The sequence below is a fragment of the Vicinamibacterales bacterium genome, assembly GCA_036504215.1.
In the GTDB taxonomy this organism is placed as follows: domain Bacteria; phylum Acidobacteriota; class Vicinamibacteria; order Vicinamibacterales; family Fen-181; genus FEN-299.
In genome coordinates this window covers 36,331-60,323 of record DASXVO010000083.1, presented here as the reverse complement: position 1 = coordinate 60,323, position 23,993 = coordinate 36,331, and the positions used below count along the sequence as shown (strand labels likewise).

Here is a 23,993-nt window from a genome sequence, read left to right as displayed (position 1 = left end):
TCGAACGTGCGGATCCCGCGCTCGCACAGGATCAGGTCGTCGTTTCCACCCGCCAGCACGTATTCCGCGGACAGCAGCCACTCCTCGATCGTCGCCGAGATGCCGCGCTTCAACAACACCGGCTGGCGGAGCCTGCCCAGTTCCCTGAGCAGCGTGAAGTTCTGCATGTTGCGCGCGCCGACCTGCAGAATGTCGACATACCCCGCCATCAACGCGACCTGCGAGACATCCATCACCTCGGAGATGACCTTGAGGTTGTGCTCGTCGGCCGCCCACCGCAAGAGGCGCAACCCTTCCTCGCCGAGGCCCTGGAAGCTGTACGGTGAGCTGCGCGGCTTGAAGGCGCCGCCGCGAAGGACCTTGGCTCCCGCGCGCCTGACCGCAGCAGCCGCGGCCCGCATCTGCGGTTCGGACTCGACGGAGCACGGGCCTGCCATGACGACCACCTCGTCACCCCCGATCCGGACGTCGCCGATCGTCACGACCGTCCCTTCCGGCCTGAAGCTGCGGCTCGCCAGCTTGTATGGCTCGCGCGTTCGAACGACCTCGCCGACGCCGTCCATCATCTCGAGCAGCGCGAGTTCGACGCTCTCGTCACCGCCCACGGCCCCGAGAATCACGCGCGCTGCGCCCGCGGACCGGTGCACGTCGAACCCCATTGTCTGGAGTTCGGCTGCGACCTTCTCCACCTGGCCGTCGGTTGCGCTCTCCTTCATGACGATCAGCACGGGGCCTCGCTTCCTTTCATCCAGCGCACGTACGACGCGACGCGCTCCATCAGGTCGGGCGTCGCTGCCGCGTCTGCCACGAGCTGTACCAGGCCGCTTCCGACAACGGCCGCATCGGCCCACTGCCCAACCTGGCGGACGTGGTCCGGCTTCGAGATTCCGAAGCCGAGGGCAATCGGCAACGTCGTGCAGTTCCGTATCCGTTGAACGAGGGGGCCCGCGCTTTCTGCCAGCGTATCGCGCGCACCGGTGACGCCCAATCGCGAGATCGCATACAGGAACCCGCGCCCGAGCGCCGCGGCCCGTTCGATCCGCGCATCGGTCGTCGTCGGGCTCAGCAGGAAGATCATGTCGAGGCCAACGCGCGCCAGGCTGTCGCAAAACCCCGCAGCCTCCTCGAGCGGCAGATCGAGCACCAGGACGCCGTCCACGCCTACCGCGGCCGCGCGGGTCACAAACTCCTGTTCACCCATCCGAAGGACGGGGTTCGCGTAGGTGAACAGAACGACCGGTGCACGAATCTCGTCGCGGACCACGCGCACGAGTTCGAGCGTCGTGTCCAGGGTCCCGCCGGACGCACGGGCCCGCTCGGACGCCCGTTCAATGACCGGACCGTCGGCGACCGGGTCGGAGAACGGGACCCCCAGCTCGATGACGTCCGCGCCCGCACGGTCGAGTGTACGCACGATAGCCGCGGACCTGGCGAAATCCGGGTCACCCGCCGTGACGTAGGTAATCAGGCCGGTTCGGCGTTCACGGCGCAGTCCGGCGAAGCACCCTTCAAGACGCGACATCGCTCCCGCTCCCCATCATCGTCGCCAGGTCCTTGTCGCCGCGTCCCGACAGATTGACGAGCACAATCCCGGCGTTGCCGAACGCCGGCGCGAGACGAACGGCAGCGGCCACCGCGTGTGCGGACTCGAGAGCCGGCAGGATGCCTTCCAGCCGCGCGAGGTCACGAAACGCGCGACGGGCCTCCTCATCGCTTGCCAGCGTGTACTCGGTGCGAGACGCCTCGCGGAGCGACGCGTGCTCCGGCCCGACCGCCGCGTAGTCCATGCCTGCCGACACCGAATGCGTCGCCTCGATGTTGCCGTCGGCATCCTGCAACACGAACGTGCGGGTGCCCTGCAGCACGCCCTCGCTGCCCGCGGCAAACCGGGCGGCGTGCTGACCCGGTGTCAGGGACCGGCCGCCCGCCTCGACGCCGATGAGGCGCACACTCGTGTCATCCAGAAACGCATCGAAGATACCGATGGCGTTGCTGCCGCCGCCAACGCACGCAACCACCGCATCGGGCAGGCAGCCGGTCTGATCGAGCATTTGGGCGCGGGCCTCGTGGCCGATGACCGCCTGGAACTCTCTGACCATCAGCGGGTAGGGATGGGGGCCCAGCACGGAGCCCAGCAGGTAGTAGGTCTCGTGCACATTCGCGACCCAATCGCGCATCGCCTCGTTGATGGCGTCTTTGAGCGTGCGCGACCCGTTGTCCACGCGGAGGACACGGGCCCCGAGCAGTTCCATCCGCGCGACGTTGGGCGCTTGCCGGGCCATGTCCTCGGCACCCATGTAGACCTCGCACCGCAGGCCGAGCAGCGCGCAGGCCGTCGCGGCCGCCACGCCATGCTGGCCGGCGCCCGTCTCCGCGATGACGCGCGTCTTTCCCATCCGTTGCGCGAGCAGGGCCTGCCCGAGCGCGTTGTTGATCTTGTGCGCACCCGTGTGGGTCAGGTCCTCGCGCTTGAGAAACACCCGCGCGCCGCCCGCCGCCTGGGAAAGCCGGAAGGCCTCGGTGACCGGCGTGGGCCGCCCGACATAGTGCTGAAAGAGCCCCGTCAGGCGCGCGAGAAAAGCCGGATCGCGGCGGGCACCGCGGTAGGCGTCCTCGAGTTCTTCGACGGGTGCCATGAGCGTCTCCGGAACGAAGCGGCCACCAAACCGCCCGTAGTACCCGCGCGCATCCGGATCACGGCGTCCGAACAGAGGGAGCGTCGCCGGAGCCGGCCCGCCCCCTGTGGCCCGCGCCGCGGCGAGGAACGCCCGCAGGCGCCCATGGTCCTTCAGGCCGGGCCCGGTCTCGACGCCCGACGACACGTCCACGGCGAAGGGACGAACGTTGGCGATCGCCTCCGCGACGTTCGCCGGCGCCAGGCCGCCAGCGAGCACGATCCGTCGGCGTGCCGCCATCCGGGCCGCGACGTGCCAATCGACCGTCTGGCCCGTTCCGCCCCGCCGTTCGGGATCGAGCGCGTCAACGAGGAGCAACACGCCTTCCGGCCACTCGTCGAGCGATGCGAGTTGCCGTTCGGTCGCGAGCACCGCCTTGATGACACGGCACGGCCAGTCCCGACAGGCGTCCGGGGTTTCATGACCATGGAGCTGCACCGCGCTCAGGCCCACGTGTCGAACGATTTCCTCGGCGTCCGTCCGCGGCATGTCCACGAACACGCCGACAGCCGAGACAAATGGCGGCAGTCTCGAGACGATCGCCCGGGCCCGGGCCGGATCGATGTAGCGGGGACTTGCCGGCCAGAACACGAACCCGACCGCAGATGCCCCGCCGTCCACCGCGGCGATCGCGTCTTCCGCCCGCGTGATGCCGCAGACCTTTACGTGCATGCCTCGCTCCGTGAAGGCTCCGAGAGCAGCGCGCGCAGCGCCTCGCCCGGCGCCGAGGCCGTCATCAATTGCTCCCCAATGAGAAACGCGTCGAACCCGGCTGCGCGCAGCCGTTCCAGGTCCTCATGACGTCGAAGCCCGCTCTCCGCTATCGCCAGCACATCGTCAGGGATCCGATCCACCAGGCTCTCCGACGTCCGGAGGTCGACGGCCAGCGTCCGGAGATCCCGATTGTTGACGCCCACGATTCTTGCGCCGGCGTCGAGCGCCAGCGCCAAGTCATGGCCGTCGTGCACCTCGACGAGGGCCGACAACCCGAGCGACGAGGCTCGCGCCACCAACTGCGCGAGCCGCGACTGATCGATCGCTGCCACGATGAGCAGCACCGCATCGGCGCCAGCGGCACGGGCTTCGACGAGTTGGTACTCGTCGATCATGAAGTCCTTCCGCAGGACCGGCGTGGCGACCCGCGCGCGGACGGCCGCAAGGTGATCGAGCGAGCCGTCGAAGAACATCGGCTCGGTCAGGACCGAGATCGCTGCCGCGCCGGCCGCAGCATACGCCTCGGCGATGGCCGCGGGGTCGAATGGATCGCGCAGAACGCCCCGGCTGGGCGAACGTCGCTTGCACTCGGCGATGACGTTCCATGTGCCGATCCGCGACAGTGCCGCCGTGAACTCACCTCCCCGAGGCGCGCATCGGTCGGACGCCGCCTCGACGACAGCCATCGGGATGCGATCCCGCCGAATCTCCAGACTCCGGCGCGTCGCCGCCAGGATGGCCAGGAGCAAGTCCGGAACATCTCGCGTCATCGCGCCACGCCTCCTGATGACAGCGCGGCCATTCTCGCGAGACAACGTGCCGCGTCGCCGCAGTCGATCGCCCCTGCGGCCCGGTCGATCCCGGCGCTCATCGAAGCGCTCGCTCCCGCCACGAAGAGCGCGGCACCAGCGTTGATGAGCACCACGTCGCGTGCGGGGCCCCGTTCTCCTGCCAGGATCGCGCGGGCGATGCCGGCATTGACACCCGCATCGCCACCGATCAGTGCCCTGGCGGAAGCGCGCGGAAGTCCGACATCGGCCGGATGGAGGTAGAAGGTGATGACTGCCGCGTTGCGGCACTCGGACACCTTGGTGTACCCCGTGGTCGAGATCTCGTCGAGACCATCCGCCCCGTGAACGACCCAGGCGCGCTCCGAACCGAGGAGCATCAGCGACCTGGCCATGAGCTCGGTCAACTCCGGCCGCGGCACACCCACGATCTGACGACGCGGCCGCGTCGGGTTGGTGAGCGGGCCCAGCAGGTTGAAGGCGGTTCGGACACCCAAGGCGCGCCGCACCGAAGCCGCGTGGCGCATCGATGGATGGAACACCGGCGCGAAGAGAAACGCGATGCCGATCTCGTTCAGCATTCGATCGACGAGTTCAGGCGACATGGCGGCCGCGACGCCGAGGGCCTCGAACAGATCGGCGCTTCCGCACCGACTCGAAACCGATCGATTGCCGTGCTTGGCCACCTTTACACCGCAGGCCGCGACCACAATCGACGCCACCGAAGAGATGTTGAACGTCCCGGCCTGATCGCCACCCGTCCCGCACAGGTCGATGGCATCTTCGTGCGTCCCCGGAACCGGGACCGCACGGTCGCGCATCGCACGCGCGAACCCCACGATTTCCTCGGGCCGTTCGCCCTTCATGGCCAGGCCCATGAGCAAGGCCGCAACCGTCGCCTCACTCGCCGCACCGTCCATGATCTCGTTCATGGCCCCAGCAGCCTCGTCGGCGGTCAGGTCTTCGCGGCGCACGAGTCTCTCGAGACAGGTCTTGAACATGTGGCTACCGTGCAACCGCGACTTCGCCCGCCGACGCGAGGAACGCTCTGAGGATGTGGCGTCCAGGTCCGGTGAGAATCGATTCCGGGTGGAACTGCACGCCGTGCACCGGCCACACGCGATGCCGGACGCCCATGATGACGCCGTCGTCCTCCGCTCGAGCACAGACCACCAGTGCCTCGGGAACGGTAGCGGGATCGATCGCGAGCGAATGGTATCGGGCCGCAGGGAATGGTGACTCGACGTCAGCGAACAGGCCGCTGCGATCATGCGCGACCAGCGAGATCTTGCCGTGCCTCGGCGCGGGGGCGCGAACGACGCATCCGCCAAACGCGAGGCCGATGGCCTGGTGGCCAAGGCACACCCCGAGAATCGGCACCCGGCCCGCGAGACGGCGGATCAGTTCGAGCATGACGCCCGCCTGTTCCGGCCGGCCGGGGCCCGGCGACAGCACGATCCGCTCCGGAGGATCGCTGGCAATCGCCTCGACGGACACGCGATCGTTACGGTGTACGTCCAACTCGGCACCAAGCTCGCCGAGATACTGGACCAGGTTGTAGGTGAACGAGTCGTAGTTGTCGATCACGAGAACGCGCATGCTCGTGGCCTCACAAACCCGCGGCCGCCAGTTCGAGGGCCTGCATCAGAGCTTTCGCCTTGTCGCACGTCTCCTCGTACTCCGCCGACGGATCCGAATCCATGACGATGCCCGCACCGGCCTGGACGCGTGCGGAGGAACCCGACATCACAATGGTCCGGATTGCGATGCAGAAATCGAGGTTGCCGGCGAAGTCGACGTAGCCCACCGCGCCCGCATAGATCCCCCGCCGATCGGGTTCGAGCTCGCTGATGATCTCCATCGCCCTGATCTTCGGCGCACCGGAGACGGTGCCAGCCGGAAAGCACGAAACGAGCGCATCGAGACGATCGCACTCGGGCGCCAACCGTCCTTCGACCACCGAGACCAGGTGCATGACGTGCGAATAGCGCTCGAGTCCCATGAATTGCGGCACGCGAACGGACCCGTACGCCGACACGCGCCCCACGTCGTTCCGCCCCAGATCCACGAGCATGACGTGCTCGGCTCGTTCCTTCTCGCTCGCCTTCAGTTCCTCGGCCAGGCGCACGTCCTCCGCCTCGTCGCTCCCGCGTGGCCGCGTCCCGGCGATTGGATGCGTCTCGACGCAGTCGCCCTCCACCCGCACCAGCATCTCCGGTGACGACCCGATGATGGAGCGTCCGCCCATCCGGATGAAGAACATGTACGGCGACGGGTTGACGTGCCGCAACGCCCGGTAGACTGTGAACGGTGCCACATCCACCTGCGCGTCGAAACGCTGCGACAGCACGACCTGATAGATGTCGCCGGCCGCAATGTGTTCCTGCCCGGCGCGCACCGCCGCCTCGAACCGCTCGCGAGACATGTTCGACCGCACGCTCAGCGGCCGCGGCTCGGTCTTTATCACCCGCGACAGATTGCCCTGCAACTCGCGCTCGAGGAAGGTAATCTTCGCGCAGGCGAACTGGTAGAGCGCCTCGAGGTCGTCGCCCGGCACGATCCTCGCGTTGGCGATGAGCAGAATGCGATGCCGCACGTGGTCGAAGGCCAGCACCGTGTCGAACACCATGAATCCCGCGGCCGGATCGCTCTCATCGCGTCCGCTGGCCGGCGCCAGCGGTACCGGCTCGAACCACGCCGCCGAGTCGTACCCGAGGAAGCCCACCGCACCGCCCGTGAACCGTGGGAGCCCCGGCACGACCGGTGACCGGAAGTCGGCCATCAAGCGGCGCAACGTGGGAACGAACGCCTCGTCCGGCGTTGTCGTCACCCCGGCCCGCTCGATTGTCGGTCGGCCGTCGGCGTTCGCCCGAAGAACGAGGAACGGATCCTTCCCGAGAAAGGAGTAGCGGCCAACGTGCTCACCACCTTCGACGCTCTCGAGCAGGAAGGCATAGTCGGAATGCTCCGCGATCGCCAGGAACGCCGAGACCGGCGTCAGCAGGTCCGCGATCAGCTCCTTGCAGACCGGCACGAACGTGCCCTGACGCGCCAGTTCGGCAAACTCGGAGAACGTCGTCATCTTCATGCGATACCTGCCATCTGGTTCAGGCGCGCCACTGCGGCCGCCTGCATCACGTGGCGTGGCGCCGCCACGCCGGTCCACCATTCGAACTGCACGCACGCCTGCGAAACGAGCATCTCGAGACCGCCGATTGTCCGGCAGCCCGCGGCGGCTGCCTCTCGGAGCAGCCGCGTCTCAGCCGGGTTGTAGACGAGGTCGTACACGACCCGGCCGCGGGCCAGCCGCGATGCAGCGAGCGGCGTCTGTGTCACGTTGGGATGCATGCCGATCGGTGTCGCATTGACAAGAAGGTCCCACTCGCTTGGCTCCGGCAGACCGAGCCGTCCCGTCGTCCCGACGGCCAGCGCTGCGACTCGCTCGACGTGTTCGCGCGTACGGCCCCACACGGTCACGCGCGCCCCGGCATCCGCCAGCGCCCGGACAGCCGCGCGTGCGGCGCCGCCGGCGCCGAGGATCGACACCCGCGTCTCACCGAGCCGGATACCCGACGCAACGAGCGGCGCGAGGAACCCCGACACATCGGCGTTGCGACCCACCCACCGCAACCCATCGGCCTTGAGCGTGTTCAGGGCGCCGGTCTGAAGGCTCACCGTGTCCACCTCGGCGGCACAGGACATCAGATCCACCTTGAAGGGCACCGTCACGCTCGCTCCCGCCACACCAATCGCCCGCGCGAACCGCTCGAAGTCGTCCGCCGAACTCGCTTCGAGCGGCACGAAGACGGCGTCGATCCCGGTCGCCTCGAACGCGGCGTTGTGCATCGCCGGGGACACCGAATGTGCGATCGGGCGTCCGACGATCGCGAACACGCGGGTGCGAGGTGTGATGGCTCGAAACCGGAACTCGGACAGCAGGCGTCCGGGAGCCATCTGCCCCGGCGCGACCCCCTCGCCCGCGTAACTCCAGCACGATCCGAAGTGCGGCGCCAGGATCCGGCTCGGCCATCCCGGCGTGCCCATCGCCACCAACGCGGCCTTCACGCCGTCGTTCGTATCCCGCCCGAGTTCCACGAGCGGCAGGTTGTCGCAGAGCGATCTGGCCGTCACGGCGAGCTTCACGACCTCGGCTCCAGTCGCTCGCATCGCTCGATAGAGCCCCGCCAGACCGCGCGGCACGCCGGCGAAATCGTGCATTGACAACACCACGCCGCGGCCGTCCCTCGCCGCCACGAACTCGCGGTGATCGGCCTGGAACTCGACGTCGACGTACTCCGCGCCCTGTTGCTGAGCCTGACGAAGCAGGCCGAGTCGCTCCTCTTCAGCGCCGTCGAACGCGCCCCCCTCGCGGACGGGGCGGCAGGTGACGAGCACCGGCACCGTTCGACCTTCGAGAGCCCCGCTCACATCGGCGTCCCGCACGCCGTCGAGACGAAGCTCCACGAGGTCCGCCACCTGTGCCGCGGCATTTCGTCTCGCGCGCAACTCGGCCGTGGTCGAGCCGGTCACCGTCACACAAAGCTGTGGAGTGCTCATAAACACAAAAAGCCTCTCCAACCGTTCAGGCTGAAGAGGCTTCTCAAAGGTCGCAAGCTGCAGTGGCTAGGACACGGACGCCCCTTCAATGATGGAATACCACCACCAGCCACGATACGACAGCATCGACACCCGTACCGCAACGGCGCGTGCGGAACGCGAGAAGCCAACCGGGCGGGAGAATGCTGGTGCGTGCATGCGATCTATTCGAGCCAACGTCGCCCAGAGGGTATCAAACCAAGCGTCCGGACGTCAACCAATGCGCGCGCGCGCGTCCGCGTTCTCCTTGACCGGCAAGCAGTTCCTCCGCCTATAATGGTCTCAAACCATGCACGTGTTCACTCGCCGCATGCACCCGGGACGACAGTCCTTTCCATGAAGCTTCGGACCCTCTCGTCAGTTCTCCTTCTCGCATCGGTCGTGGTCGCCTGGCCGACCGCTGCACCTCGCTACATGTCCGTGGACGAGGTGCGCCCCGGGATGGTCGGCATCGGCCGCACCGTGTTCGAGGGTGACCGCATCGAGGAGTTCAAGGCGCACATCCTCGGCGTGCTCCGCAACGTCAACGGCCCGAGGCGGAACATGATTCTCGCCCGCCTCGAGGGCGGTCCGCTCGCCAACACCGGCGTCATCGCCGGCATGAGCGGGAGCCCGGTCTACATCGACGGCCGCATGGTGGGCGCGGTGGCGTTCTCGGTCGGGCAGTTCTCGAAGGAACCGATCGCCGGCATCACGCCGATCCAGGAGATGATTGAATCGGCGGGACCGCCCGTGCGACGGGCCCCGATCGACAAGAAGGTCCGGATCGATTTCCCGATCACGCAGGAGAAGATGGCCGCGGCGCTGCGAGATGCGTTCGCATGGTTCCAGCGTCCCTTCGCCGACAGCCCCGCGGACGTCCTCGCGTCCGGTTTCGGTGCGATCGACGCACAGCGAGGGGCCCAACTCGGCGCGATGCTCCGCCCGATCGCCACACCACTGGTCGTCGGCGGTTTCTCCGGCGTGGTGGGCGACAGCCTGAGCGCCGCCTTTCGCGACTCAGGCTTCGTCCCGGTGCCGAGCGCGAGCCGTTCCCAGGCCGCCGCAGCCGGCCAGGCGCCGGCCGGCACCGACAGGCCGGTGCTCCGCCCCGGAGATGCCGTCGGAGTCAACCTCATCACGGGCGACTTCATGCTGGGCGCCACCGGTACGGTGACGGAGGTGGATGGCAGCCAGGTGTACGCGTTTGGCCACCCCTTCTACAACCTCGGGACGACGCAGTTCCCGATGACCCGGGCCTTCGTCTACACCCTGTTGCCGAGCCTGACCTCATCCATGAAGATTTCGACGACGGGTGAGACGATTGGCACGTTCAGCCAGGACCGTGCCACGGCGATCGCGGGCACGCTCGGCAAGGGCCCCGACATGGTTCCGGTGCACATTACCCTCGATACCGAGCGCGGACTCAAGAAGGACTTCTCCTTCGAGATCGTCAACGACCAGTTGTTCACCCCGCTGCTCACCTACGTCTCGATCCTGAACACGCTGTCGTCCTACGAGCGCGAGTTCGGCGCGGCCACGTTCACGGTGAAGGGCAAGGCCATCGTTCGCAAGCATGGCGACGTGGCGTTCGAGGACGTCTTCACGGGCGATTCTCCGTCGATTGGCGCGGCGGCCTATGTGGTGGCTCCGTTGACGTTTCTGCTCGGAAACGACTTCGAGCCGATCGAGATCGATGGCGTGGATCTCCAGATCAGCACGAGCGAGCGTCCGCAGACCGCCACGCTCGAGCGCGTCTGGCTCGACAGCCTGAAGGTCAAGGCTGGAACGACGGTCCCGCTCAAAGTGCTGCTGCGCACGTATCGGGGTGAGGAAGTGACGCGCACGGTTCCGATCGAGATTCCGGCGAATGCCGCCGGCTCCCTGTCGATTCTCGTCTCTGACGGCGGCCGCCTGACCCAGTGGGATCAGCGCGAGGCGCGCTCGTCCACCCAACCGCACGGTCTGGCCCAGATGATGCGCGTCCTCAACAAGGCCAAGCGGAACAGCCGGCTGTACATCCGACTGCTCCGTCCCGACGCTGGCGCCATGGTCAACGGCGAGAAACTCTCGTCGCTGCCTCCATCCATACTTGCCGTGATGGAAGCAGACCGGAATGGCGGGAGCTTTTCGCCGCTCGGCAGCGCCACGATTGGCGAATGGGAAATGGCGACCGATTGCGCCGTCTCGGGGTCGCGCATCCTGACGGTGACGGTCCAAGGCAACTAACCACATCTTCCGGCACGCATCGCATGTCCCACCGAAACGCTCGACTGCTGTTCTCGGCTGTGCTGGTCACCGCGGCGATATCGCTCGTCTCTGCCTCGACGCCTGTCTTCTGGCAGGTGTCAACACGCGCCGAATTCCTGAAGGGCGACGTGGAGAACCTGTCGATCGACCACGATGGCCGCCTCACGCTCGGCCCTGCGACGACGCTCGCCTACGACAGCGCGGCGCCGTTTCTGTGGGCCCTGCAGCCGGGCGCTGACGGGGCGATCTTCGCCGGCAGCGGCAACGAGGGCAAGGTATTCCGCATCGATCGCAACGGCAAGACGACCACGTTCCACGACGCCAGCGAACTGGAAATCCACGCGTTGGCGCCGGCGCCCAACGGCGGCCTCTACGTTGCCGCGTCGCCCGACGGTCAGATCTACCGCCTGGATGCAAAGGGCACGGCGACGCCGTTTTTCAAGCCCGAGGACACGAAGTACATCTGGGCCCTCGCCGTTGACGCGGCCGGCAACGTGTACGCGGGCACCGGCGAGAAGGGCCTCGTCTACAAGATCACCCCCGAGGGTAAGGGCTCGGTGTTCTACAGGACCCGCTCGAACAACGTCGTCGCGCTGACGTTCGACCAGGCCGGCAACCTTCTGGCCGGCACCGACTCACCGGGGCGCGTATTCCGAATTGACGCCGCCGGCAAGGGCTTCGTCTTGCTGGAGTCGTCGTTCCGTGAGATCCACGCGTTGCGGGTCGACGAAAAGGGAACCCTCTACGCCGTGGCCGTCGCGGCAAAGGGGGGCCAGGGTGAGGATCGGACTGGCTCCGCGGATGCCACACCGTCCGAGCCGGCGAAGAACGTGGCGATTCCGTCGGTCTCCACCGAGATCACGTCGATCTCCATCATCGACGTGGGGGCGGCCTCCGGGGCGGAAGCCAAGGCACCCCCAACGCGCGTGGGGCCGAAGGGGTCGAAAGGCGCCGTCTATCGCATCGCCCCCGACGGGGTCTGGGATTCGATCTGGGAATCGTCCGACGACACGCCGTACGACGTGGCGCTCGATACCGACGGCTCGGTGCTGATCGCGACCGGCAACAAGGGAAAGATCTTCCGGGTGGCCGGGGATCCGCCGCGCATCACGCTGGTCGGCCGGGCGGCCGCCCAGCAGGTGACACGCTTCCTGGCGCTTCCGTCCGGGGAAATCGCGTACGCCACGTCGAACCCTGGCAAGGTATTCCGACTGGCAGCGGCGCGCGCGGAACGGGGCACGTACGAGTCCGACGTGCGCGACGCGCAGACGGTGGCCACCTGGGGCGCCATCAGTTGGCGCGGATCCGCGCCGCAGGGCACGCAGATCGAGTTGCGGACACGGTCCGGAAACAGCCAGACGCCCGACGACACCTGGAGTCCGTGGTCGGAATCCTATCGAAACGCCGACGGCGAGCAGATCCGGAGTCCGAAGGCGCGCTACCTTCAATGGAAGGCCACACTCACCGGCAAGGGCGCAACGCCCGTGCTGACATCCGTGACCGCCGCCTATCTGCAACGCAACCTGCGGCCACGGGTCACGGCGATCACCGTCTATCCGCCGGGAGTCGTCTTCCAGAAACCGTTCTCGACAGGCGAGGCCGAGATCTCGGGCTTCGAGGACGGCTGGCCCGACACGCGCCCTTCGCCGGCCGCGCTCGCCAGTGGCTCACCCGGGGTGTCGGCGATGTCGGGACCGCCACTTGGACGTCGAATCTACCAGAAGGGCCTCCAGGCGTTCGCGTGGAAGGCCGAGGACGACAACGACGACAGACTCATCTACGACGTGCTGTATCGTCGGGAGAGCGACACCACGTGGAAGACGTTGAAGCGTGGCGTCGCGGAACAGATGTTCGTCTGGGACACCTCGTCGGTTCCCAATGGCAGCTACATCATGCGCATTGTCGCCTCCGACGCCCCGTCCAACCCTCCCGGCGCGGCACTGTCGGGCGAGGCCGACAGCGCCACCTTCGATATCGACAACACGCCGCCGACCATCCGCGTGACCGGCGTTCGCCGTGAACGCAACCGCTCTATCATCACCTTCGAGGTTCGCGACGACCAGTCGCCCGTGCAACGCGTGGACTACTCGCTCGACGCCACGCGCTGGCGCCCGGTCTTCCCGGACGATGGCATCTGCGATTCCCGATTCGAGCAGTTTCAGTTGATCGTCGAGGGCGATGCGGCGAACGTCGTGATCAGGGCGTTGGACGCGATGAACAACGTGGCCACGGCGGCAGTCCCGGCAAGCGTGGGAACGGGGAAGATGTAGAGGGGCGCGGGTCGCGCCCCCTCAAGCCACGGCCAGCGTCGTCCGGCGGATCGTGCGCTCGGGAATCGCAATCGTCGTGCGGCCCGGGTTTCGCGGCAATTCCGGCATCTTACCGCGCACGGTGAGATGGGCGTAGAGCCAGACCATCCGGACAGCCACCGGCGATCCCGCATACCGGGCCGGTTCGAAGCGCGCCTTCGAGATGGCGTCGAGCATGTCGAGCACGGCCTGCCGATCTTCCCGCGACTGCTTCTTGCTGCTCGGATCCACGAGCCTGAGGTTGGCAATCCGCCCCTCGCGCGTCACCACGGCGGCCAGCGCAAAGACCGATTCCTCCTCGTCCTGCATCGCCGCGGCAGGGAACACGTCGGTGGCATAGGCGGTCGGCAAACTCATCCGAGTATCCATGACCACCGGGTTCTGATTCGACCCGGCCGGCCAGGACGTCGCGTAGTAGAAGATGGTGAAGATGATGGCCAAGCAGGCCACCGTCGCGCCCGTTGCACCAAGTGCGGCCCACACGAGGTGCAGATCCTCGAACACCCGGCCAGTCACCCCGGTGAAGGACTGGTCGTGCTCGGCCTTCAGTCGGCTGACGACGATCGACGGCAGTCCGCCCCAGACCTCGGAATCGACGACCGACGACACCGCCCCGACGCGCAACGAGGCTCCGATGGCATCGAAATCCCGAGCCTCGGTCGCACACGCCGGACATTCCCGCAGGTGCGCCTGAACGGCGATCTGTTCGCCGACCGGCAGTTCGCCATCGTGGAACGCGGACAACTGGCGACGGATGTGACGACAACTACTCGCCATCATGCCCTGTCCGCCTCTCTCAATTGGTCTCGGAGCGCCTCGCGGGCGCGCGTGAGCCGCGACTTCACCGTACCGACCGCCACCCCGAGCGAGAATGCGATTTCGTCGTAACTCAAGCCGTCAATCTCACGAAGCACCACAACCGTGCGCTGTTCGAAGGGAAGATGGTTGAGCGCAGCCCAGATGCGCGTGGCCAGTTGCTTGCGTCCGAACATCCGGTCTGGATGGGCAAGTTCGCTGGCCGGCGGCAGCTCACCGTTCGTCTCGATCCGCTCCTCGAGCGACACCTGTTCTGATCGGTGACGGCGTCTCCACCACCGCTGGCGGTTGCGGGCCTGGTTGATGACGATACGGTAAATCCAAGTTCGAAGCGCGGACTGGCCGCGGAACCGGCCTATCGTGCGGAAGACGTTGAGGAAGACTTCCTGTGAGAGGTCGAGGGCCTCCTCGTGGTCGCTGAGCAGATGCAGAGCCAGATGAAACACCATCCGCTGGTGCTCGGCCACCAGTTCGGTGCATGCCACCTCGTCCCCCGCTGCACAGCGGCTGATCAGTGCCGCTTCGCGGCTCCCGACCTCGGACCAGCTGATTGCTGGTGCTCGCTTCACCGTGAGTTCCCCGGCCACCTGGGCTACTCCCTTCACTATAGCAGTTTCGTCCCCGGCTGTCAGGAAGACTCGAACTCTGCGGACGGCCCGGCGCCGCGCGTCCTCGGCTTCTACACGATTAGACACGGCAATCGCTGGAAGGTTCCGCGCGCCAGTCGTTTATCCCCGGTGCGGACCCTGCTACCATAGGGTGGTCATGAAGCGGACGGCCATCCTGGCGCTCCTCGTCTCTGCCGCTCTGCTCGGCACGCTCTCCTGGCAGGCCGTCGTCCGCGAACGCGACTATCGCCGGCTGATCGCCGACGGCGACCAGGCTGTGGCCGCCGACCAGACCTTTCCGGCAGTCGAGGCATACAGCGGTGCCATCGCCCTGCGCCGCGACTCGATGCTGGCCTACCTCAAGCGTGGCGAGACCTATCGGCGCCGCGGAGAGATGGGCGCCGCCTTGCGAGACCTGCGCGAGGCCTCGCGCCTCGATCGGAGCGCGACCCGGCCGCTCGAACTGCTCGGCGACGTCAATGCGGAACTCGAGCGATTCGCGCGCGCCGAGGAGAGCTACGACGCTTACCTCCGTTTGGACGACCGGTCGCCGCGCGTCCTGTACAAGCTGGCGCTCACCCGGTATCGGCTGGGTCAGCCCCAGCGGGCGCTGGAACCTCTCAGACAGGCTCTGGCGCTCGACAATCGAATGGCGCCCGCCCACTACCTGCTCGGACTGAGCCTCCGGTCGCTCAACAACCTGAACGAAGCGACGGACGCCCTGGAGCGGGCGGTCCGGCTGGAACCGGGACTGATGGCCGCGAGAGAGGAACTCGCCCGGATCTATGCGTCAACGCACCGGGAACGGGAGGCTATTACCCAGCTCGAGGCGCTGGCGGCGCTCGAGCCGTCGCGGCCGGAACGCCAAGTCGCGCTCGGCCTCGCCTACGCTCGATCGGGACGATCCGACATGGCCGTCGTCACGCTGCGACGCGTCGTCGAAGAGCACCCGGAGAATTCGGACGTTTACGTGGCGATCGGCCGCGTCTGGCTGGAAACGGCCGAAGCGCACAAGGACAGGGTCGCGTTGAACAAGGCGCTCGAAGCGCTCGACGGCGTGGCGCGGCGGAGCCCGCCGGGCAGCGAGGCGCTTTTGTTGCTTGGCCGCGCACAGGCTCTGGCGGGTGAGACCACCCGTGCAGAACAGACCCTCAAGCAGGCGGCGGCCCAGTTCCCCATCGACCCGGTCGCGTTGCTACAGCTGTCGATGATGGCCGAAAACGCGGGACATTTCGCGATTGCGAGGGACGCGCTCGCGCGCTATACCGCCCTTTCTGGCGACGGCCTGCCGCCCGCCGACCGGGCCATCCATCTCGGCGATCTGTCGATGCGGCTGAACGAGCCGGCCACTGCGACGTCGTGGTATGCAAAGGCCGCGCAAGGGACCGCCGCCCCGGTCGGTGTCTTCGTTCGGCTCGCGAATGCGCAACTGCGTGCGGGTGACCGGGCCGGGGCGATCATTTCCGCGGAGCGAGGCCTCCAGCGCGAGCCGCGCAATCCGACGCTGCTCGCCTTCCAGCGCCAACTCCGGTCCCAGGCTTCGACCCGTCGCCACCCCTAGCCATACACAGCCCAGGGAACACCGTCAGGTGAGGCCCGTCCGGCAGATGCGCCCATCAGTCGTCGATCCTCAGCCGAATCATCAACTTCATCAGCCCCTGGCGCGACAGGCCCAGATCGCGGGCCGCCTGGCTGCGCCGGCCGCCGGCGCGCGCCAGCGCGGCTCTCACGAACCGCGCCTCGAACGAGCGCCTCGCCTCGTCCAGCGTGGACGCTTCGCGCGTGGCACCCTGGCCCGCGATGATCCCGGGCAGCCGCTCCGGACCCACACTGCCACGCCGGCCCACGGCAACCGCCAGCGCCGCCATGACGTTTTGCAGTTCGCGAACGTTACCTGGCCAGTCATACCCTGCCAGCGCCGCCAGTGTGGCGGGTGCCAACGTCGTCCGGCTGCCGAGCCGGCTGGTCACGTCGTGCCAGAAGTGCGCGGCGAGCACGGGAATGTCCTCCGGCCGCGCCCGCAGCGGGGGCACCAGGATCCTGATGACTTCGAGCCGGTACAGCAGGTCCTGCCGGAAGGATCCCGCTTCGACGGCCGACCGCAGGCTCCGGTTCGTGGCCGCGACAATGCGAACATCGACCGATCGCGCAAAATTCTCGCCGATGCGGCGCACCTCACCTTCCTGGATGGCCCTGAGCAACTTGGCCTGTGCCCGCGCCGTGAGTTCTCCGACCTCGTCGAAGATGAGCGTCCCGCCATCTGCCTCTTCGAACAGCCCCTTGCGCTCGGCGATCGCACCGGTGAAGGCACCGCGGGCGTGGCCGAACATCTCCGCCTCGACCAGTTCGTCGCTAAGCGCGGCGCAATTGAGCGCGCACAACCGGCGGTGTCGCCGCGGACCCAGCCGATGAATCGCTCGGGCTACCAGTTCCTTGCCGCTCCCGCTCTCGCCCTCGATGACGACGCTGAATGGCGCCGTCGCCGCACGCGCGATCTCGCGCTTCAGCGCGCCGACTGCATCGCTGACACCCACGATCTCGGCGCCGGTTGGATCGGCGGGGGGAGCCGGACACGCTCGACGATCGAGCACCGCGCGGACCGCCGGGCTCGTCGCCGCACCGGCGGCCGCCAGCAGCGCGCCGGCTCGCGGCCAGTCGGGAGTGACGTCGGCGGCCCAACGGCATGCCACTGCCCCAATCACGGCCCCGCCCACCCGGATGGGCACGGCCGCTTCCTTCCCCGAGATCGACGACGCCGGTGAGATGGCGAGCCCGGATTCGATGGCCCGGCGCGCCACCTGCTCCGGCACCGGTTCCTGTCCATCGCCTGCGAGCAGAACCTGCTGATCGTGTTCTCGCCCGATGTAGGCCAACGACGCGCTCCGCGTGCGCTGGCGCAAGGACGCACTGACCTTCCGCAGGGCGGCCTCCTCGTCCTCGATGGCTTGCACATCGGCAAGGATGTCGACGATCGCGTCGGCTATGTCGCTGCGCCTTCCGGCCGAACGTGACGTTGGCCCCTGTGGGCCGCCCCTGAGCAGGCGTTCCAGCGGCCTGCGCACCACGACCGGCAGCCGCGCCGGATCGAGCCGCGCGAGACGTGTCAGCACCAGGCGCGCCTCGGGCGCCCGGTTCGAACCCAGGAGCCCTTCCGCCAGCACCAATCGGAGGCGCAGCGCGCGAAGCGGCGCGTGCCCGCGGCGCGCGGCATCGAGACCATCCTGGACATGCTGCCGCAGGATCGAAATATCGCCGACCGCCGCGTACACCGCAGCCAGCACACAGCAGGCCGCGGCTTCGTCCACAGCCGTTCCACACCGCGCCGCACGCTCGCGCGCCTCGACCGCCGCTCGCCCCGCCGCCGCGAGGTCGCCGGTTCCGAGAGCCACCCGCGCCAGAAGGCACGACCGGGCGACGCCCGGATCAGGGTCCCCAAGGTGGAAACCAAGCGATCGGGCGCCCGCGTCCAGCGGCAGCACGGCGACCGCAGCGGACTCGCGCACCGAGCCGGCTGCCGAATCGGCGTTTCCGGCATCGTCCGACCCCTCCAGCCACTCGTGGGCCTCCGACAGCCGCGACTGCCACAACAAACACCGCGCGAGCGCGATCGCCGCAAAGTCCTCTCCTGGATCGTCGTCGATTTCGTGCGCGGAAATCCGTGCCGCGCGCAATGCGCCCTCCGCCTCGGTCAGTCGCCCCGAGTCGGTCCACGCCAGACCGATGAACACGCCGGCGCGCACGGCTTCGCGAGAGAGCCTCGCGCGATCGAATTGCTGCCGCGCCGCCTCGAACGCGCGCGCCGCCTCCACCACTTGGCCGCGAGGCAGTAGGAGGCGACCGAGCGCCAGCGCTGCCTCGCCCGCGCCGGCGTCATCGCCTCGTCTCACGAGGTAGCCGCGTGCGCGGGACAGGAGCCGCGCCGCCTCCGCGTGCCGCCCTCGCGCTGCCGCCTCTGCGGCAGTCCTGAGTCCCTGCCGGCCTCGGGAGGCACTCCCAGGAGCATCGTCGGGCCAGGGATCCACGCCTGCCACCACCGCGTATGGAGTCGGACGCGTGCCGGCGTGGTGCTCGACGACGTAGCCTGCTGTTTCCTCGCGGAGAAGTTGCCGTCGCGACGAGCGAGAGGCGTCGTGGGTCCGGATCTGTGCGGTCGCACCCGCCTCCTGGTGCAGCATGAGCAACACGTGCGGCCGTTCACTCGACAGGCCAAGCTCCAGGAAGAACAGGGCCGAACTCTTGCTGTTCTCCTCCGGCGAGTGTTCGTGGATGACGAGCACATGGCGGCCGGCCAGCAGCCGGCGGCAGAGGTCGGTGGCGAGACGACCCTCTTGGCGGGCCCCTGCCATGACGGCGCTGACTGGAATGTACCCGCGAAGCCGTGCCGTTCGCGCCAGCGCGCGCCGCAGCAGCACCCTGGCCGGTCCCTCGGGCGTCTGGACGTGGAGGACACGCGGCCGGCCGGACACGCCGGTGTCGAACACCTCGGTGACCCGAGTCAGGAGCCCAGCGAACATCGCCCCCATCACCAGACCCGCCGCCTCGTGCCGAAGACCGGGTCGACGCGCCGAACCGCGATCGGCCCCACCGCACGACTCGATCACCCTCGCGAGCCTCTGCGCCTGGCGCTCCGCTCCGATCGGGCCGCTGCCTGACGATTCCCGTCCCTCGTACTCGAGAGGCATCCCGGTGTGTGCGTCTGGAAGCAGCGCCGGAATCCCCCGCGCGTTGACGATGCTGGGCCATTGGAGATTGCCAGCCGCCAGCCGTTCAGTCGCCAGAAACGCCGTCACGTCCACGAGGGCATCGGCTGTCGAGGCGTCGCGCGCTTTCCAGCAAACGTGCGGCGGGGCGCATGCAAACGCCTCGAAATGGCTCGCGCGACCGGCCGATCCGAAGTCGAGCAGGCCGACCAGGTGCGGGTGCCACAGTCCGTACAGCCCCGCACAGCGATCAGACCACGCGTCGAGTTCCTGCCGGCCCGACAGGCTGACGGTCCGGATCAACACGTCCTCGCCTGACGCCAGGTCCACCGCGCGCCCGGCCGCCGTGACGAGAAACCGATCGGCAAACAGCGTCGGTCGCATTCGCGTGTCAACGGTGCAAGATGACCGCCGTCGAGCCGGCGACGCGGAATCGCGCTGATTCAGGCGCAAGATCGTCTCGGGTTCTTCCAAGGCCAAGGAGGGAGCAGGCAGAAACTTCGGCTAGAATAAGTCCAACATGCTGCGCTTTCTGACTGCTGGTGAATCGCACGGCGAGGCGCTGGTCGCCATTCTCGAGGGCATGCCTGCCGGTCTGCCGCTCGACGCCGGAACCATTGACGCCCAGTTGCGGCGGCGTCAAGGCGGATATGGACGCGGTGGCCGGATGGCGATCGAATCCGACCAGGTCGAACTGCTCTCAGGCGTCCGCCACGGCCGAACACTCGGCAGCCCGATCGCGCTCGTCGTGCGCAACAGGGACTGGAAGAACTGGCAGTACACGATGGCTGTCGGAGCGGAACCGCCGGCCAACGCTGGCGGCGCGCACCGGACTCCCGTGACCCGGCCGAGACCGGGTCACGCGGATCTCGCCGGAGCGCTGAAGTACGGCCACGACGATCTAAGGAACGTGCTGGAGCGCGCCAGCGCCCGGGAGACCGCCGCCCGGGTCGCAGTTGGCGCGTGCGCCCGCCAGTTGCTCTCCCAGGTCGGGATCACGGTGGTCTCCCATGTGACTTCCATCGGCAACGTCTGCTCGCCCTCGACCGAACCCATCGCTTCCAGCCGCGTCGCAGAGATTCCCGAAGATGACTGTGTGCGATCCGCCGACCCGGATCTGACGGCGCGGATCGTGGCGGCGATCGATCAGGCGAAGGCCGCTGGCGACACGCTCGGCGGCACGTTCGAGGTCATCGCCCGTGGGGTGCCGCCTGGTCTCGGAAGCTACGCGCACTGGGACCGGCGGCTGGACGCCCGCCTGGCCCAGGCGATGGTGTCGATCCCCGCCATCAAGGCAGTCGAGATCGGGGCCGGCGTCGAAGCGGCGTCGCGTCGGGGTTCGCAGGTTCACGACGAGATCCGCGCGACGATCACCGGTCGCTCCTGGCCGCTCGAGCGGCCGACAAACCGCGCGGGCGGGCTCGAAGGCGGCGTGACAAACGGTGAGGACGTGCGCGTCACGGCGTATATGAAGCCGATTGCCACGCTCATGAGGCCCCTCCGCTCCGTGGACCTGGCGACGGGCCTGGAACAGGACGCGGCGGTCGAACGCAGCGACACGTGCGCCGTGCCCGCAGCCGCCGTGATTGGCGAGGCGGTCGTGGCGCTCGTCATCGCCGACGCCTTCATCGAGAAGTTCGGGGCCGACTCGATGGACGAGATCCAGCGCAACTACGAGACCTGGCGTGCCGGTCTCGCCGATCGCTTCGGAGGCGCGAGGCAATGATCCGTCCGATCGTCAAGTTCGGCGACAGCAAGCTCCATCAGCCGGCGGAGCCCGTTCGGGACATGACCCCGGAGCTCGAGGGGCTCGTCCGGGACATGGTCGAAACCATGTACTCGGCACCGGGGATTGGCCTGGCCGCACCGCAGGTCGGAATCCCGTTGCGGCTGATCGTGATCGATCTGTCGGTCGGCCGCACGGCGAACGGACTCATCACGCTCATCAACCCGGAGTTCATCGAGCGCGAGGGGATGCAACTCGAGGAAGAAGGCTGCCTGAGCCTGCCCGGGTTCAACGCCACGGTCGCGCGCCCGCAGCGCGCCGTCATCAAGGGGCTCGACCTCGCCGGCGTCGAACGGGTCTACACGGGCGAAGGCCTGCTGGCGCGCGCGTTCCAGCACGAGATGGACCACCTCGACGGCCACGTGTTCGTGGATCGCCTCAGAGGGATCAAGCGCGATCTGATCGTCCGCCGCATCCGCAAACAGATCCGCGCGGGCAAGTGGTGACACGATGAGCGCGCTACGCACTCTCTTCTTCGGTACGCCCGGGTTCGCCGTCCCGAGCCTTCGCGCACTCGCCACCGCCGGTTTTCCGGTCGTGGGCGTCGTCACACAACCCGATCGGCCGCGCGGCCGGGGGCAGAAGCCGAGCCCGGGCCCGGTGAAGTCATTTGCCCTGGCGAACGGCCTGACGGTCCTTCAGCCCGAACGGCTGAAGGACGAGCCCTTCCTCGAGACGCTGCGGGCGCTGGCGCCCGATCTGGGCATCGTGGCGGCCTACGGGAAGATCCTCCCGGTCGCGGTGCTCGACCTGCCACGGCTGGGGCTCGTCAACGTCCATGCTTCGCTGTTGCCGCGATGGCGAGGCGCCTCTCCGGTGCACCGTGCCGTCATGTCCGGCGACGATGAGACCGGCGTGTCGATCATGCGGGTCGTGCAGGCCCTCGACGCAGGCGCCGTGTTCGACAGGGCGCGCCGCCCGATCGGCCCGAACGAGACGAGTGAGGCAGTCGAGCACGACCTTGCCGAGCTGGGCGCACGCCTCCTCATGACCGTCATCGCGCGGATCGAGCGTCGCGAGGCGGTCGAAACACCGCAGGACGAAGCGGGCGTGACCTACGCGCCGCGTCTGACGCGCGAGGACGGCGTCATCTCGTGGAATGCGCCCGCCGCCGCGATCCACAACCAGGTGCGAGGCCTCTATCCCTGGCCGCACGCGGTGACCGTCCTGCACGGCGAACGCGTCATCGTGCTCGAAACGTCCACCGAGGGTGCGCAGGAGACTGTGACGTCCGAAACCACGCCGGGCGACGTGCTCGCCATCCGCCACGACGGCATCGTGGTGGCGACGGGCGATCGCCCGTTGCGCCTCCTGAGGCTTCAGGCCGAGGGACGGCGCCCTGTCACGGCCCGCGAGTTCGCCGCGGGCGCGCGGCTCGTCCCCGGAACGCGGTTCGGACGATGACCAGGGCGGCGCCGGCTCGACGGTCCGCCTACCTCGTGCTGAAGGCCGTCCTGCACGGACGCCGGGACTTGCCCGATGCCCTCGCCCTCGCGCGAGCACACCTGCCCGACGAGCGAGACGCGGCGCTGACCGCCGAGATTGCCACCGGCACGCTCCGCCGGATGGGCGCGCTCGATGCCATCATCGCCGCATGTGCTGGCCGGCCAACCTCTCGGCTCGATCCGCAGGTTCGCGACATCCTCCGCCTCAGCGCCTATCAACTGCTGCATCTCGACCGCGTGCCGACGAGCGCTGTCGTCAACGACGCCGTCGAGCTTGCGAAGGAGATGGGCACGAAGAGCGCGGCGGGTCTGGTCAACGCCGTGTTGCGGCGCGTCGATCGCGAGAGGGCTCACCTGCCCCTGCCGGAATTGCCCGCGCCGGGCGCCAGCCGAGACACCCAGGTGGCCTATCTCGCCACGACGCTGTCCCACCCCGCGTGGCTCGTCGAGCGCTGGCTCGATCGGATGGACTTCGACGCCGCCCGCTCGTGGGCGGCGTTCAACAATCGTCCGGCTCCGCTCACCGTGCGAGCGAACACCCTGAGGGTCTCGCGCGAGCAATTGCAGGTGCGGCTGGCAGAGGCTGGCGTCGCGACCGAGCACGCGCGCTACGCTCCCGACGCCCTGCTTGTGACCGACGGAAATCCTCTCAAGCTGGCCGGGGCGAGCGACGGCGACTTCTTCGTACAGGACGAGGGGTCTCAGTTGGTGGCGCTCGTCGTCGGTGCCCGCGCCGGCGAGCGCGTGCTGGACGTGTGCGCGTCGCCGGGCGGCAAGACGCTGGCGATGGCCGCCGGCCAGCAGGATCACGGTTTCATTCTGGCCAGCGACTTCCGCGGGCGCCGCGTCTCACTCTTGCGCGAGGCGGTCGGCCGGAGCGGTGCCCGGTCGGTGCGCCTGGTGCGGCTCGATGCGACAAAGGCCCTGCCCTTCGAGGACGTGTTCGACTGCGTGCTCCTGGATGCGCCGTGCTCCGGACTCGGAACGATCAGGCGCGACCCGGACATTCGCTGGCGGCGATCGGTCGAGGATCTGGTGCCGCTCTCGGCCACACAGCGGGCCATGCTCGACCGCTCAGCCGCCGCTGTCCGTCCCGGCGGTCGCCTCGTCTACGCAACCTGCTCCAGTGAGCCTGACGAGAACGAGGCGGTCGTCGAGGCGTTCCTGGCGGCCCGGCCCGATTTCGAGCTCGTCCGGGCAGATGCCGGTCCGCAGGGGAACGTGTTGGCCGCCGTCGTCACCCGAGCCGGGTACCTCCAGACTCGACCGGACCTCCACGGCCTCGAGTGCTTCTTCGCCGCGGTTCTCGAGCGGCGTCGGTAGGACG

At 68.2% G+C, this 23,993-nt stretch carries 18 protein-coding genes; 7 read left to right on the top strand and 11 right to left on the bottom strand.

Going from position 1 to position 23,993, the window contains the following annotated elements; translation table 11 throughout:
- From VGK32_22405 to aroE, 8 genes are all read right to left on the bottom strand, one after another.
- Window positions 1–728 (bottom strand): N-acetylneuraminate synthase family protein (locus VGK32_22405; GenBank protein ID HEY3384520.1); only part of this gene is annotated, 728 nt, incomplete at its 3' end.
- Window positions 722–1,522 (bottom strand): tryptophan synthase subunit alpha, encoded by an 801-nt coding sequence (gene trpA, locus VGK32_22400; GenBank protein ID HEY3384519.1) that lies wholly within the window; start codon window positions 1,520–1,522, stop codon window positions 722–724. The genes trpA and VGK32_22405, both read right to left, overlap by 7 nt.
- A complete protein-coding gene (gene trpB / locus VGK32_22395) occupies window positions 1,509–3,347 on the bottom strand; it encodes a tryptophan synthase subunit beta (GenBank protein ID HEY3384518.1) in 1,839 nt (612 codons plus the stop codon). Before trpB ends, trpA begins: the two co-directional genes overlap by 14 nt.
- Window positions 3,338–4,159 carry an indole-3-glycerol phosphate synthase TrpC gene (gene trpC / locus VGK32_22390; GenBank protein ID HEY3384517.1) on the bottom strand — a complete coding sequence of 274 codons (822 nt, stop codon included), beginning with the start codon at window positions 4,157–4,159 and terminating at the stop codon, window positions 3,338–3,340. Before trpC ends, trpB begins: the two co-directional genes overlap by 10 nt.
- Complete coding sequence (trpD, locus tag VGK32_22385; GenBank protein ID HEY3384516.1) at window positions 4,156–5,178, bottom strand: anthranilate phosphoribosyltransferase; 1,023 nt, start codon at window positions 5,176–5,178, stop codon at window positions 4,156–4,158. The genes trpC and trpD overlap by 4 nt, the downstream gene beginning before the upstream one ends.
- 4 nt (window positions 5,179–5,182) lie before the next feature.
- Complete coding sequence (locus VGK32_22380; protein ID HEY3384515.1) at window positions 5,183–5,776, bottom strand: aminodeoxychorismate/anthranilate synthase component II; 594 nt, start codon at window positions 5,774–5,776, stop codon at window positions 5,183–5,185.
- Between the two features lie 10 nt (window positions 5,777–5,786).
- Window positions 5,787–7,265 carry an anthranilate synthase component I gene (trpE, locus tag VGK32_22375; GenBank protein HEY3384514.1) on the bottom strand — a complete coding sequence of 493 codons (1,479 nt, stop codon included), beginning with the start codon at window positions 7,263–7,265 and terminating at the stop codon, window positions 5,787–5,789.
- Window positions 7,262–8,734 (bottom strand): shikimate dehydrogenase, encoded by a 1,473-nt coding sequence (gene aroE, locus VGK32_22370; protein ID HEY3384513.1) that lies wholly within the window; start codon window positions 8,732–8,734, stop codon window positions 7,262–7,264. The genes trpE and aroE overlap by 4 nt, the downstream gene beginning before the upstream one ends.
- 375 nt (window positions 8,735–9,109) lie before the next feature.
- On the opposite strand from aroE, the gene VGK32_22365 reads away from it, so the two are divergent.
- Both VGK32_22365 and VGK32_22360 read left to right on the top strand, forming a co-directional pair.
- Window positions 9,110–10,981: a SpoIVB peptidase S55 domain-containing protein gene (locus VGK32_22365; protein ID HEY3384512.1), complete on the top strand. Its 1,872-nt coding sequence runs from the start codon at window positions 9,110–9,112 to the stop codon at window positions 10,979–10,981.
- A 23-nt stretch (window positions 10,982–11,004) separates the two neighbouring features.
- Window positions 11,005–13,272 carry a hypothetical protein gene (locus tag VGK32_22360; protein ID HEY3384511.1) on the top strand — a complete coding sequence of 756 codons (2,268 nt, stop codon included), beginning with the start codon at window positions 11,005–11,007 and terminating at the stop codon, window positions 13,270–13,272.
- A 21-nt stretch (window positions 13,273–13,293) separates the two neighbouring features.
- Here the strand turns inward: VGK32_22360 and VGK32_22355 are convergent, their stop codons facing one another.
- Together VGK32_22355 and VGK32_22350 are read right to left on the bottom strand one after the other, a co-directional pair.
- Window positions 13,294–14,091 (bottom strand): zf-HC2 domain-containing protein, encoded by a 798-nt coding sequence (locus VGK32_22355; protein ID HEY3384510.1) that lies wholly within the window; start codon window positions 14,089–14,091, stop codon window positions 13,294–13,296.
- Window positions 14,088–14,714 (bottom strand): sigma-70 family RNA polymerase sigma factor, encoded by a 627-nt coding sequence (locus tag VGK32_22350; GenBank protein HEY3384509.1) that lies wholly within the window; start codon window positions 14,712–14,714, stop codon window positions 14,088–14,090. The genes VGK32_22355 and VGK32_22350 overlap by 4 nt, the downstream gene beginning before the upstream one ends.
- Before the next feature lie 178 nt (window positions 14,715–14,892).
- Between VGK32_22350 and VGK32_22345 the strand changes: the two genes are divergently transcribed.
- The gene (locus tag VGK32_22345; GenBank protein HEY3384508.1) at window positions 14,893–16,296 is read left to right on the top strand and encodes a tetratricopeptide repeat protein; all 1,404 of its coding nucleotides are present in this window, start codon (window positions 14,893–14,895) and stop codon (window positions 16,294–16,296) included.
- Window positions 16,297–16,351: 55 nt separating this feature from the next.
- On the opposite strand, the gene VGK32_22340 is transcribed toward VGK32_22345, so the two are convergent.
- Window positions 16,352–19,819 carry a sigma 54-interacting transcriptional regulator gene (locus VGK32_22340; protein ID HEY3384507.1) on the bottom strand — a complete coding sequence of 1,156 codons (3,468 nt, stop codon included), beginning with the start codon at window positions 19,817–19,819 and terminating at the stop codon, window positions 16,352–16,354.
- Between the two features lie 136 nt (window positions 19,820–19,955).
- Between VGK32_22340 and aroC the strand changes: the two genes are divergently transcribed.
- From aroC to rsmB, 4 genes are read left to right on the top strand one after another with little or no spacing between them, the layout of a single operon-like run.
- Window positions 19,956–21,161: a chorismate synthase gene (aroC, locus tag VGK32_22335; GenBank protein ID HEY3384506.1), complete on the top strand. Its 1,206-nt coding sequence runs from the start codon at window positions 19,956–19,958 to the stop codon at window positions 21,159–21,161.
- Complete coding sequence (def, locus tag VGK32_22330; protein HEY3384505.1) at window positions 21,158–21,667, top strand: peptide deformylase; 510 nt, start codon at window positions 21,158–21,160, stop codon at window positions 21,665–21,667. The genes aroC and def overlap by 4 nt, the downstream gene beginning before the upstream one ends.
- A gap of 4 nt (window positions 21,668–21,671) precedes the next feature.
- Window positions 21,672–22,625, top strand: coding sequence for a methionyl-tRNA formyltransferase (gene fmt / locus VGK32_22325; GenBank protein ID HEY3384504.1), 954 nt, complete (start codon window positions 21,672–21,674; stop codon window positions 22,623–22,625).
- Window positions 22,622–23,989: a 16S rRNA (cytosine(967)-C(5))-methyltransferase RsmB gene (rsmB, locus tag VGK32_22320; GenBank protein ID HEY3384503.1), complete on the top strand. Its 1,368-nt coding sequence runs from the start codon at window positions 22,622–22,624 to the stop codon at window positions 23,987–23,989. Before fmt ends, rsmB begins: the two co-directional genes overlap by 4 nt.
- The last annotated feature ends 4 nt before the right edge of the window (window positions 23,990–23,993 follow it).